The sequence below is a fragment of the Thalassococcus sp. BH17M4-6 genome, from assembly GCF_049323015.1.
Lineage (GTDB): Bacteria > Pseudomonadota > Alphaproteobacteria > Rhodobacterales > Rhodobacteraceae > Puniceibacterium.
This window is the reverse complement of sequence record NZ_JBMPGU010000008.1, coordinates 155789-167855: the sequence shown is the minus strand read 5'-3', so window position 1 is coordinate 167855 and position 12067 is coordinate 155789. Positions and strand designations below refer to the sequence as shown.

The following is a 12067-nucleotide window of genomic DNA, read 5'->3' as shown; positions in this document are numbered from 1 at the left end:
GGCGCGGTGCGCACACGGCGTGGCTTTCATACCCTCGACCAAGGCCGCGTCCGCGGGGCCTCGGTCAGTCCTTGTCGTTCCGGCGGGCCCGCCAGAGCTGGTAGATCATCCAGATCGCCGTTCCGAACCCGGCAAGGGCGGCCAGGTCAAAGAACGCGCGGGTCCGGTTGCTCCACTCCAGCGACGCCCCCAAAGCGGTTGCGGCGATCCAGAACAGACCCACCCCGGCAATCACCAGCGCGATGATGCGCCCCTGCCGTGCCGTATCGCTGTTCCGGTCCGTCAACTGAGCCGCTTCCTAGTCGTAGACATCGCCCTTGTCGACCTTCTTAGAAAACTCCGTTTCCTCTCCGGACGCCAAGAGTTTGGCCTGATCCACCCAGGCGTCACGCGACACCCGGCCCTTGAAACCTTCCAGGTTGTCATCGACCCAGGCGACTTCCTGCGGGGTCCAGGCCGCGACCTGCGCAAAGGTGTAAAAGCCCATGGAATTGCACAGCTGTTCCAGCTTCGGCCCGATCCCCTTGATCTTTTTTAGATCGTCCGCGCCCCCCTCGGGCGGCGCGTCATAGGTCACGGGCTTGCTGCCTGGCCCGGCATCACCGCCGGAGGCGGCGGCGGCTGCTGCTGCGGGCGTGGCAGGCGCATCATCCGCACCGTATTTCCATGTGCCCTTGCGCGACGCGAGTTCTTCCTGACCGGCCAGCGGCTTGGACGGTTTCACGGCCGCCCCCGCTTCGGCATCCGCTGTGGCCGACGCCGTGGCCACGGCCGGCTTCGCGTCCGACGCCTTGCTGGCCGGGGCCGCGGCTGCGGGTTTTTCGGTCTTGTCGGGCGCACCGCTCAGGTGTGTCGGGCCTTCGGCGTTCGGGCCCACAACCGGTCCGGGCAGATCGCGGCAGAAGATCCAGCTGGTCAGTACGCCGATCAGGAGAAAGACAACTCCGCCAAGAAAGATCGCGGCAATCCAGCCGAAACTGCCCAGCACCAAGAGCAGGACAATCGTCAGCAGCCCGACACCGGCGGCAAGGGCCCAACAGCCCAGCCCGCAACTCATCCCTTTGTTGGGTTCGCTCATTTCTTCACTCCCTGACCGTGTTTATGCTTTTGCAATGTCTAGTACACATCGCCCTTTTTAACACGTCCAGCAAACTCCGTCTCGCTCCCGGATGCCAGCACTTTTGCCTGATCCACCCAGGCATCGCGCGTGGCGCGGCCCTTGAAGCCTTCGAGGTGGTCATCAACCCAGGCGCGTTCCGCGTCGCTCCAGCCCGCGATCTGGTCGAAATGATAGAAGCCCAAACTATTGAGCAGCTTTTCCAGTTTCGGGCCGACGCCCTTGATCATCTTCAGGTCGTCCGCCTTACCGTCGCGGGGCCCGTCGAGCGATTCGGGTCGGGTGTTCTCGCCATCGGACTGGGGTTGCGTGTCCGTTTCGCCGCGGTCTTCGCTGTACTTCGGTCGCGCGGCTTCCTCGGCGGGCGCCTCGCGCTTGTCGATGCCGGTTTCATCCACGGGCACGTCCTTGGCCACTTCGGGTCCGCGGCCGGGCTCGGCATCGCCCTTGGTGTCCGACCGGTCCTGCCACGGGGTCGTCAGCGGCACCTCGCTCCCGTCGATGCGCTTGATCGTGTCACCGATCTCGACCGCGAGGTGCACGCTCGCGTTATGTTCGGGCTTGTCGCTCTCGTGATCCTTGAGGCTGGTCAGCCCGGATTTCGGCTCTGCCGCATACCGCCCGTTCTGCGGGCCGGGCAGCGGCACCTTGCCCGCCGCCATCTCGTCAATGATCTCGGCCAGCCGTTCGGTGGTCAGGTCCTCGTAGTAATCCTTGCCGATCTGCGCCATGGGCGCATTGGCGCAGGAGCCCAGGCATTCGACCTCTTCCCAGGAAAACTTGCCATCGGCGCTCAGCTCGTGCGGGTTCCTGGCGATCTTGTCCTTACAGACCGCCATCAGATCCTCTGCCCCGCAGATCATGCAGGACGTGGTGCCGCAAACCTGAATATGTGCCACGCTGCCAACCGGCTGCAGCTGGAACATGAAATAGAAAGACGCCACTTCGAGCGCCCGCATATAGGCCATGCCCAGCATGTCGGCGACGGTTTCGATCGCGGGCCGCGTCAGCCAGCCTTCCTGCTCCTGCGCGCGCCAGAGCAGCGGAATGATGGCGCTGGCCTGGCGGCCTTCGGGATACTTGGTGATCTGCGCTTCGGCCCAGGCCTGGTTGGCAGGGGTGAAGGCAAAGCTTTCGGGTTGGTCTTTGTGCAGTCTGCGCAGCATCGGTGCATGTCCTTCACGCTGGTCACGTGGTCAGTTCAATCCGGCCCCCGGCGGCGCCCTTAGGCACACGGCGCGGCGGCCATCTGACGGCGTTTCAGGTGTCCGCCGCCGGTGTCGCCGCTTCGGGCGTGGGCGCACAAGCGCCGACGGTCGACCGGAAGCCGCCATTCGACAACATCACGCCGCGTTCCAGCTGTACCTTGTAGGCCACGGTTTCCTGAACCTGCGCCCGGGTCATGCCGGTCTGCAGCTCGACCGGGATGTAATCGGCCTCGGTCACCAGGTCACAGCCGATCGACGCCACCGCTGCGTCGAAATTGGCGATCTGCGCGTCGTTCACCCCCTCGGGCGGCAGGGCGCAGGCCCCCAGCAGCGTCAACGCACCAAGCGCCAGCGGCGCGGTCAGAATACGGGTCATCGGTCAATTTCTCCAAACACGACGTCCATGGTGCCGATGATGGCCGCCACATCCGCCAACTGGTGGCCCGAAGCCACGTAATCCATCGCCTGCAGGTGCAGGAACCCCGGCGCGCGCAGCTTGGCACGGTAGGGTCGGTTGCTGCCATCCGCCACAAGGTACACACCGAATTCGCCCTTGGGAGCCTCGACGGAGGCATAGACCTCGCCTTCTGGCACGTGAAAGCCTTCGGTGTAGAGCTTGAAATGGTGGATCAGCGCCTCCATCGAGGTCTTCATCTCGCCGCGCGGCGGCGGCGTGATCTTGCCGCGGGCGAGCACGTCGCCCTGCCCTTCGGGTGCTTTCAGCTTTTCGATCGCCTGCTTGATGATCCGCAGGCTCTGGCGCATCTCTTCCATCCGCACGAGATACCGGTCATAGCAGTCGCCGTTCTTGCCCACCGGGATCTGGAAGTCGAACTCGTCGTAGCATTCATAGGGCTGCGCGCGCCGCAGATCCCAGGCCAGGCCCGACCCGCGCACCATCACACCGGAAAAGCCCCAGTCGAGGATGTCCTGTTCGCTCACCACGCCGATATCGGCGTTGCGCTGCTTGAAGATGCGGTTTTCGGTCAGCAGACCGTCGATGTCGTCCAGAACCGCGGGGAATTCATCGGCCCAGCTGCCGATATCGTCGATAAGGTCCGCTGGAAGGTCCTGATGTACGCCGCCGGGCCGGAAATAGGCTGCGTGCAGCCGCGCACCGCAGGCCCGTTCGTAGAACACCATCAGCTTTTCGCGTTCCTCGAAGCCCCAGAGCGGCGGCGTCAGCGCACCCACGTCCATCGCCTGCGTCGTGACGTTCAGCAGGTGGTTCAGGATGCGGCCGATCTCGCTGTAAAGCACCCGGATCAGGCTCGCGCGGCGCGGCACCTCGACGCCCGTGAGCTTTTCGATGGCCAGACACCAAGCGTGTTCCTGGTTCATCGGCGCCACATAATCGAGCCGGTCGAAATACGGCAGATTCTGCAGATACGTCCGGCTTTCCATCAGCTTTTCGGTGCCACGGTGCAGCAGGCCGATATGCGGATCGCAACGGTCCACGATCTCGCCGTCGAGTTCCAGGACAAGCCGCAGCACGCCATGCGCCGCAGGGTGCTGCGGGCCGAAATTGATGTTGAAGTTGCGGATCTTCTGCTCGCCGGTCAGGGCGTCTTCGAAACCTTTGGAGCCGTCCATTATGCAAGATCCTCTGAATTGATGACTTCGTGGGGGAGTCGTGGGGGAGTCCGATCTAAGAAAAACAAGCCGTTAGCACGAGGATGCGATTCCACATTTGCGACGCAAAGTTTTTTTTGACTTGCGCGCAAGACTCCCAAGAAGGCTGCTGCACCAAGTAGAAAGGATCCAATTTCATCAAGCACATCCCACCACATTACAGCTTCTCCAGCTCTTGCAGCTTGATGCCCATCCACCACAGCAGTGCGATGGTGCCGAAGGGCACGAGGCAGGCGATTGCCCAGTACTTGTTGATGCCGAAGAAGGGCAGCAGCTTCAGCATCGGGATGGCCGTCAGGGCCGACAGGATCAACCACCAGAGGCCACCCATTACTTGGCCCCTTCCTTCTTCTCGTCGCCGGGCAGCACGTATTCCGCGCCTTCCCAGGGCGACATGAAGTCGAACTGCCGGTATTCCTGCACCAGGCTCACCGGCTCATAGACGACACGCTTCTGCTCTTCGTCATAGCGCACTTCGGTATAGCCGGTGGTCGGGAAATCCTTGCGCAGCGGGTGCCCGCGAAAGCCGTAGTCGGTGAGGATGCGGCGCAGGTCAGGGTGGCCCGAAAACAGGATGCCGAACATGTCGAACACCTCGCGCTCGAACCAGTTGGCGGCCGGATAGACGCTGGTGATCGACGGCACCATGTCCTCTTCCCGGATGCCCACACGCAGGCGGATGCGGTGGTTCTGGTACATCGACAGGAAGTGATAGACCACGTCGAACCGCTTGGCCCGCTCGGGGTAATCCACGGCGGTGATGTCCACCAGCGACGAGAAGCGACAATTGGAATCGGTCTTCAGGAATTCGACAAAACCGCGAATGTTCGCGGGTGCCACGTCGATGTTGAGCTCGCCATGCGTCACATCCCAGCTCAGCACGCAATCCGGGCGCCTGCCCGCTATGTGGCCGCCAAGTTCCTTGAGTGCGTCGGTCATCGCGTCAGTGTCCCTGTCCGTCTCATCTTGCGCTGCAGCGCCATGATCCCGTAAAGCAGCGCCTCCGCCGTCGGCGGGCAGCCGGGCACGTAGATGTCGACCGGCACGATCCGGTCGCAGCCGCGTACGACGCTGTAGCTGTAGTGGTAGTAGCCCCCGCCATTGGCGCAGGACCCCATCGAGATCACGTAACGCGGCTCGGGCATCTGGTCATAAACCTTGCGCAGCGCCGGGGCCATCTTGTTGGTCAGCGTACCGGCCACGATCATCAGATCCGACTGGCGCGGGCTGGCGCGCGGGGCCGTGCCGAACCGTTCAAGGTCGTAGCGCGGCATAGAGGTGTGCATCATCTCGACCGCGCAGCACGCAAGGCCGAATGTCATCCAGTGCAGCGACCCGGTGCGCGCCCAGTTGATGATATCCTCGGTCGAGGTCAGCAGGAATCCCTTGTCGGCCAGTTCAGCGTTCAGGTTCTGCGTCGCGACCTCGCGGTCGGGGCCCGCGGTATTGGTGCCGTAAGGCGCGGCAACCGACGGGCGCGACTTGATCCGCGCCGACTGAGAGCCGTCGCCCTGCACCTCGGTGACCAGGGCCTTGTCGTCGCTCACTCCCATTCCAGCGCCCCCTTCTTCCATTCATAGGCAAAGCCGATGGTCAGCACCCCCAGGAACACCATCATCGACCAGAACCCCAGCATGCTGATGTCCTTGAACGCCACGGCCCAGGGAAAGAGAAAGGCAATCTCCAGATCGAAGATGATGAAGAGGATCGACACCAGGTAGAACCGCACGTCGAACTTCATCCGCGCATCGTCGAAGGCGTTGAACCCGCATTCATAGGCGCTGACCTTTTCGGGGTCGGGATTGCGCACGGCAATGACCACGGCGGCCAGGATCAGCACGAGGCCCAGACCGATGGCGATGGCCAGAAAAACGAGGATCGGGAGGTATTCCCTCAGCATCTCTTCCACGAGGAGGCTCCTTTCCCACGCGCCGACGGGCAGCGCACGGTCAGTGGCGGGTTGACGTAGTCTTTGACTTATCGCTGCACCGCGGTGGGGTCAACCGACGCCACCCCCCTGCACGCCCAGAAAAGCCGCTGTCCCAGTGCAGCTTGCGCCGGAAATGAGCAGATCGCGGCCCGGGCCTTTCCCTCAGGCCGACTCGCCCGCATCCCGCTTGGGTAACCGTTCAGCGGCTACCCGGCCCATCCGGGCGCGCGCTTGTCAAAGAAGGCGGCGATGCCCTCTTGGGCCTCGGCGCTTTCCCAGCGGGTGGCGAGCGCGTCGATGGCCAGATCGACCTGATCCTGCGTCACCGTGCCGCCCAGGGCCCGCAAGAGCGCCTTGGCCTCGGCCACAGCCCCCGGCGCGCAGGACAGATAGGGCGTGACCTCGGCCTCGGTGGCGGCCTCCAGCGCCTCTGCGGCCACGGCGCGGGTCAAAAGGCCCAGACGCACCGCTTCGCTGGCGTCGAAGATGCGCGACGACATGAAGACCTGTCGCGCCCGCGCCGCGCCCATCCGGGCGATGACGTAGGGGCCGATGTTGGCGGGAATCAGCCCCAGCCGTGTCTCGGTCAAGCCCATTTTCAGTGTCTCCACACCGATCACCACGTCGCAGACCGACGCCAGCCCCACGCCGCCGCCAAACGCATTGCCCTGCAGCCGCCCGATCAGCGGCTGCGGCAGGGCGGCCAGCGCGGCAAGCGCGCTGGCGATGCGCCCGCTTTCGGCGCGGCGGGTGGCTGCGTCCATACCCATCTGCGCCCGCATCCAGGCCAGATCGCCGCCCGCGCAAAACGTCGGCCCCTCGGCAGCCAGGATCACGACGCGCACCTGCGCATCCTGGGCCAGCCTTTCGGCCGCGTCCTCAAGTTGCATCAGCATCTCCGCCGAGAGGGCGTTGTGCTTTTCGGCCCGCGCCAGCCAGAGCGTCGCAACCCCGCGCGCATCGGTGTCCACCCGGATCATCTCTGCCATTGCACTCTCCTTCGCGATCCCTGCGGCCCTGCCGTCATCCCTGCGCCCGCAGGCCTTGCGCCAGCCGCGCCGCCCGGGCGATCACCGCCGCGTCAAGGCCGGTGGCAAAGCCGGCGGCCTCGACATGCGCCATGACGGCTTCGGTCGCCACATTGCCCGCCGCCCCCGGCGCGTATGGACAGCCGCCAAGCCCCCCGACCGCCGCATCAAAAACCCGCAGCCCCCGTGCCAGTGCGACATCCACGTTCTCAAGCGCGCGACCGGCGGTGTCGTGGAAATGCCCGGCCAGACGCTCGGCGGGCACCTCCTCCAGCACTGCCCCCAGCATCGCGTCCACCGCCGAGGCCCGGGCCCGGCCCAGCGTGTCGCCCAGCGAAATCTCGTAGCAGCCCATGTCGCGCAGCGCCGCCACCACGCGGGCGACCTGCGCGGGCGCGGTCGTCCCGTCATAGGGGCATTCCACCACGCAAGAGACATAGCCGCGCACCGGCAGGCCCGCCGCCTGCGCTGCTTCGGCCACGGGGCGAAAGCGGTCCAGGCTTTCGGCGATGCTGGCGTTGATGTTGGCCTTGGAAAACCCTTCCGAGGCCGATCCGAAAATCGCCACCTCGTCGGCGCGCGCGGCCAGCGCCGCCTCGAACCCGCGCATGTTGGGGGTCAGCGCGGCATAGGACACGCCCGGCGCGCGGGTCAGCCCCGCCAGCACCTCGGCGCTGCCCGCCATCTGCGGCACCCATTTGGGGCTGACGAAAGACGCCACTTCGATCCGCCGGAATCCCGCGCCGCTCAGGCAATCCACCAGCGAGATCTTGTCCGCCACCGGAATGGGGCGTTTTTCGTTCTGCAGCCCGTCGCGCGGACCGACCTCGAAGATCTCGACCCTTTCGGACATGGCTCAGCCCTCCTCGGGCACCGGATAGAAGTCGCGCTCATAGAACCGCTGCGGCCCTTCGCGCGCCACGCAGCGCTGGTAGGCGGGCCGCGCCTCCATCCGTGCCTTGTAGGCCTGCAGCTTTGGAAAGGGATCGAGCGCCACGTAATAGGGCACCGCGAAAAGGTTGAAGCCCATCATCACGTCCGCACCGGAAAAGCCGCCGGGCAACAGCCAGTCATGGTCGCCCATCCGCGCCTCCATCCCCGCCAGCGTGCCCTTGAGCCGCGCGACCGTCAGCTTGACCACCACGGGCGCAGGCTTCGCGGGCGGGCGCAGGAACACCATCTGCAGGTTCAGGTTCTCGATCAGCGAGGCCATGGTTTCCGCGTAGTGCACCCATTGCAGCCAGGCGGGACGTTCCGGATCGCCCACGGTACGGCCCAGATCGGGGGCGTAGGTTTCGCACAGGTATTCGACGATGGCGCCGCTTTCGCTTAGCGCCAGATCGCCGATTTCCAGCGCCGGGATGCGCACCGCCGGGGACACACGCGGCAGATCGCCCTCGCGCATCTCCGCGCTGCCGATGCGGTATTCGACAACCTCGAGCGGCCCCAGCCGATCCTCGAGCCCGATCTCCTCGATCAGCCAGAGCACCCGGAAGGACCGGCCGTATTGCACGTGATGCAGCCGAAACCTGTCGGTCATGTCGTGCCCTCCTTCTGCGCTTCCTCAAGCCGGATAAGCGCGGCGCCCGCTTCGACCTGGCTGCCCGCCGGCACCAGCACCTCTGCCACCACGCCGTCGCGCCATGCCGTCAGCACATGCTCCATCTTCATCGCCTCCAGAATGGCCAGCCTGTCGCCTGCCGCCACCGCCTGCCCGGCCTCGGCCAGGATCTGCCGGACCATCCCGGGCATCGGCGCCTCGATCACATTGCCGCCCGCCTGCGCTTCCGCCGCCCGGGCCAGCGGGTCGACCACGTCGAAGCTCAGCCCATGATCGGCAAAAACCGTGACCCGGTCGGCATCGCGATGCGTCGCCCAGCCCGGCGCGCCGTCAAAGCGCCAGGGACCGGCCTGCCGGTCCGCAAGAACCGTCGCCCCGGGCACCAGGATTTCGCAGCGGTCCGGCCCCATCATCCGCAGGATCACCGGCAGATCGGCGCCGCCCCGGCGCAGATCGATGGTCCGGTTCATCGGCTGCCAGAGGGTAAAGCCGGTGTCGTATCCGCCTGGCCCCTCCAGCCCCGCCGCGACAAGCGCGCCCTGCGCCACCACCTGCGGCGCAGGCTCGGGCTGCGCGGTCAGCGCGTCGATGTCGCGGGCGATAAGCCCGGTATCGACCGCGCCGCTGCGAAACCCCGGATGTGCGGCCAATGCGCCCAGGAAGCCCAGGTTCGTGACCGTGCCCGCGACCTGCGTGTCGCGCAGCGCCCGGGACAGCTTGCGCAGGGCGATATCGCGGGTGGCCCCGTGCACGATCAGCTTGGCGATCATCGGGTCGTAATGGGGGCTGATCACGTCGCCCGCGCGCACACCGCTGTCGGCGCGCACGCCCTCTGGAAAGGCAAGATGCGCCAGCCGGCCGGTCGCGGGCAGAAATCCTGCGGGCACATCCTCGGAATAAAGCCGCGCTTCGAAGGCATGGCCGTTGATCGCCAGATCCTCCTGCCGCGCGGGCAGCGGCTCTCCGGCGGCGACGCGCAGCTGCCATTCCACCAGATCGACGCCGGTGATGAGTTCGGTCACCGGATGTTCGACCTGCAGGCGAGTGTTCATCTCCATGAACCAGAACCCGTCGGGGCGCAGGCCGTCCGACCCGTCGACGATGAATTCCACCGTGCCCGCGCCCGCATAGCCGATGGCCTGCGCGGCGCGCACCGCCGCCTGCCCCATGGCGTTGCGCATCTGCGGCGTCATGCCGGGGGCCGGCGCCTCTTCGATCACCTTCTGATGGCGGCGCTGCAGCGAACAATCGCGTTCGAACAGATGCAGCGCCTGTGTGCCATCGCCGAAGACCTGGATTTCGATATGCCGGGGCTGTTCGATGAATTTCTCGATCAGCACGGCCGGATTTCCAAACGCGCCCCGCGCCTCGGCCTGGCAGCTTTGCAGCGCATCGGCAAAGTCCTCGGCACGTTCCACAAGGCGCATGCCCTTGCCGCCGCCGCCCGCCACCGCCTTGATCAGCACCGGATAGCCGATGCGCCCCGCTTCTGCCGCCAGGTGATCCGGGTCCTGATCCTCGCCCAGATAGCCCGGCACCACCGGCACGCCCGCCTCCTCCATCAGCCGCTTGGCCGCGTCCTTGAGGCCCATCTTGCGGATCGCGTCTGCCGAAGGCCCGACAAAGACCAGCCCCGCCGCATCAACGGCCTTAACGAAATCGGGGTTCTCGGACAGAAAGCCATAGCCGGGATGGATCGCCTGCGCGCCGGTCTCGAGCGCCGCCTCGATGATCCGTTCGCCGCGCAGGTAGCTGTCAGCGGGTGCGGCGCCACCGATGCCCACGGCCATGTCGGCCAGCGCCACATGCCGCGCGCCCGCATCGACGTCCGAATGGACCGCCACGGTCCGCAGCCCCAGCCTGCGCGCCGTCTCGATGACGCGGCAGGCAATCTCTCCCCGGTTGGCGATCAGGATCGTGTCAAACATGGCCTGCGCTCCTGTCTTGCACGCAAAGCGGGCGGTGGGCCCGCGCCCCGGACCTACATACGGAATACGCCAAAGCGGGTCTCCTCGATCGGGGCGTTGAGCGTGGTGTGCAGCGACAGCGCCAGCACCTGGCGGGCCTTGCGCGGATCGATGATCCCGTCGTCCCAGAGCCGCGCACTGGCATAAAGCGGATGCGACTGCCGCTCGAACATTTCGACCGTGGGCGCCTTGAACGCCGCCTCGTCGCTCTCGGACCAGTCCTCGCCCGCGCGTTCCATCGCCTCTCGCTTGACGCTGGCCAGAACGCCTGCGGCCTGTTCGCCGCCCATGACGCCGATCCGCGCATTGGGCCAGGTCCACATGAAGCGAGGACCATAAGCCCTTCCGGACATGCCGTAATTCCCCGCACCAAAGCTGCCGCCCACAACCATGGTGACCTTGGGCACCGACGTGGTCGCCACCGCCGTCACCATCTTGGCCCCGTGCCGCGCGATGCCTTCGTTTTCGTATTTCCGCCCCACCATGAAGCCTGTGATGTTCTGAAGAAACACCAGCGGGATGCGGCGCTGCGAACACAGCTCGACGAAATGCGCGCCTTTCTGGGCGGCTTCGGAAAACAGCACACCGTTGTTGGCAATGATGCCCACCGGACAGCCTTCGATATGGGCAAAGCCGGTCACCAGCGTTTCGCCGAAGCGCGGCTTGAACTCGTCGAAATACGACCTGTCCACCACCCGCGCGATCACCTCGCGGATGTCGTAGGGCGTGCGCAGGTCCGGCGGCACGACCCCTAGGATGTCGGCGGGATCATAGGCGGGCGGCGCGGCCGGGCGAAGGGTGGGTTTGTAACCCACCGGCCCCGGCCCCAGCGATGCCACCGCCCGGCGCGCCAGCGCCAGCGCATGGGCGTCGTCCTCGGCCAGGTAATCCGCCACGCCTGACAGTCGCGTGTGGACATCGCCGCCGCCCAGATCCTCAGCCGTCACGACCTCGCCCGTCGCCGCCTTGACCAGCGGCGGGCCCGCCAGAAAGATCGTGCCCTGATCCTTGACGATGATCGTCACGTCGGACATCGCAGGAACGTAAGCTCCGCCCGCAGTGCACGATCCCATGACAACGGCGATCTGCGCGATGCCCTTGGCGCTCATCCGCGCCTGGTTGTAGAAGATCCGCCCGAAATGGTCCCGGTCGGGAAAAACCTCGTCCTGGTTGGGCAGGTTCGCGCCGCCGCTGTCCACAAGGTAAAGGCAGGGCAGATGGTTTTCCTCGGCGATCTCCTGTGCGCGCAGGTGTTTCTTGACCGTCATCGGATAATAAGTGCCGCCCTTCACGGTGGCATCGTTGCAGACCACCATGACGTCGCGCCCGTGTACCCGGCCCACCCCCGCGATCACGCCCGCGCAGGGCGCATCGCCATCGTAGAGGTCATGTGCGGCCGTCAGCCCCACCTCCAGGAACGGGCTGCCGGGGTCCAGCAGGTTGGCCACGCGGCGACGTGGCAGCATCTTGCCGCGCGCGGTGTGGCGATCCCGCGCCCGTTCGCCGCCGCCGATGGCAGCCAGAGCGGCGGCCTCCTCGACCACGCGCAGGGCGGCAAGGTGGCCTTTGACATTGGCCTGAAACGCCTCTGAGGCCGGCATCGCCTTGGATTGCAGCTTCATCT

At 65.9% G+C, this 12067-nt stretch carries 14 protein-coding genes; all 14 read right to left on the bottom strand.

Going from position 1 to position 12067, the window contains the following annotated elements; translation table 11 throughout:
* Positions 1 to 64: 64 nt before the first annotated feature.
* The 14 genes from ACOXXX_RS13175 to ACOXXX_RS13110 all read right to left on the bottom strand — a co-directional run bounded on the left by ACOXXX_RS13175 (position 65) and on the right by ACOXXX_RS13110 (position 12065).
* Positions 65 to 286 (bottom strand): DUF5337 domain-containing protein, encoded by a 222-nt coding sequence (locus ACOXXX_RS13175; RefSeq protein WP_422827055.1) that lies wholly within the window; start codon positions 284 to 286, stop codon positions 65 to 67.
* Between the two features lie 12 nt (positions 287 to 298).
* Positions 299 to 1078, bottom strand: a complete 780-nt coding sequence (locus ACOXXX_RS13170; protein WP_422827054.1) for an endonuclease — start codon at positions 1076 to 1078, stop codon at positions 299 to 301.
* Positions 1079 to 1116: 38 nt separating this feature from the next.
* Positions 1117 to 2283 carry an NADH-quinone oxidoreductase subunit E gene (locus ACOXXX_RS13165; RefSeq protein WP_422827053.1) on the bottom strand — a complete coding sequence of 389 codons (1167 nt, stop codon included), beginning with the start codon at positions 2281 to 2283 and terminating at the stop codon, positions 1117 to 1119.
* A gap of 94 nt (positions 2284 to 2377) precedes the next feature.
* The gene (locus ACOXXX_RS13160; protein ID WP_422827052.1) at positions 2378 to 2701 is read right to left on the bottom strand and encodes a hypothetical protein; all 324 of its coding nucleotides are present in this window, start codon (positions 2699 to 2701) and stop codon (positions 2378 to 2380) included.
* Positions 2698 to 3918, bottom strand: a complete 1221-nt coding sequence (locus ACOXXX_RS13155) for an NADH-quinone oxidoreductase subunit D (RefSeq protein ID WP_422827051.1) — start codon at positions 3916 to 3918, stop codon at positions 2698 to 2700. Before ACOXXX_RS13155 ends, ACOXXX_RS13160 begins: the two co-directional genes overlap by 4 nt.
* A 196-nt stretch (positions 3919 to 4114) precedes the next feature.
* Entirely contained in the window at positions 4115 to 4288 is a 174-nt protein-coding gene (locus ACOXXX_RS13150) for a hypothetical protein (RefSeq protein WP_422827050.1), read from the bottom strand.
* Positions 4288 to 4896, bottom strand: a complete 609-nt coding sequence (locus tag ACOXXX_RS13145; RefSeq protein WP_422827049.1) for an NADH-quinone oxidoreductase subunit C — start codon at positions 4894 to 4896, stop codon at positions 4288 to 4290. Before ACOXXX_RS13145 ends, ACOXXX_RS13150 begins: the two co-directional genes overlap by 1 nt.
* Complete coding sequence (locus ACOXXX_RS13140; RefSeq protein ID WP_422827048.1) at positions 4893 to 5510, bottom strand: NuoB/complex I 20 kDa subunit family protein; 618 nt, start codon at positions 5508 to 5510, stop codon at positions 4893 to 4895. Before ACOXXX_RS13140 ends, ACOXXX_RS13145 begins: the two co-directional genes overlap by 4 nt.
* Positions 5501 to 5866 carry an NADH-quinone oxidoreductase subunit A gene (locus ACOXXX_RS13135; protein ID WP_422827047.1) on the bottom strand — a complete coding sequence of 122 codons (366 nt, stop codon included), beginning with the start codon at positions 5864 to 5866 and terminating at the stop codon, positions 5501 to 5503. Before ACOXXX_RS13135 ends, ACOXXX_RS13140 begins: the two co-directional genes overlap by 10 nt.
* A 227-nt stretch (positions 5867 to 6093) precedes the next feature.
* Entirely contained in the window at positions 6094 to 6876 is a 783-nt protein-coding gene (locus tag ACOXXX_RS13130; RefSeq protein WP_422827046.1) for a crotonase/enoyl-CoA hydratase family protein, read from the bottom strand.
* Between the two features lie 34 nt (positions 6877 to 6910).
* On the bottom strand, positions 6911 to 7768 hold the full coding sequence (locus ACOXXX_RS13125) for a hydroxymethylglutaryl-CoA lyase (RefSeq protein WP_422827045.1): 858 nt from the start codon (positions 7766 to 7768) through the stop codon (positions 6911 to 6913).
* 3 nt (positions 7769 to 7771) lie between these two features.
* Positions 7772 to 8455: a glutathione S-transferase family protein gene (locus ACOXXX_RS13120; RefSeq protein WP_422827044.1), complete on the bottom strand. Its 684-nt coding sequence runs from the start codon at positions 8453 to 8455 to the stop codon at positions 7772 to 7774.
* Entirely contained in the window at positions 8452 to 10404 is a 1953-nt protein-coding gene (locus tag ACOXXX_RS13115; RefSeq protein WP_422827043.1) for an acetyl/propionyl/methylcrotonyl-CoA carboxylase subunit alpha, read from the bottom strand. Before ACOXXX_RS13115 ends, ACOXXX_RS13120 begins: the two co-directional genes overlap by 4 nt.
* A gap of 53 nt (positions 10405 to 10457) precedes the next feature.
* Positions 10458 to 12065, bottom strand: a complete 1608-nt coding sequence (locus ACOXXX_RS13110; protein WP_422827042.1) for a carboxyl transferase domain-containing protein — start codon at positions 12063 to 12065, stop codon at positions 10458 to 10460.
* Positions 12066 to 12067: the final 2 nt, after the last annotated feature.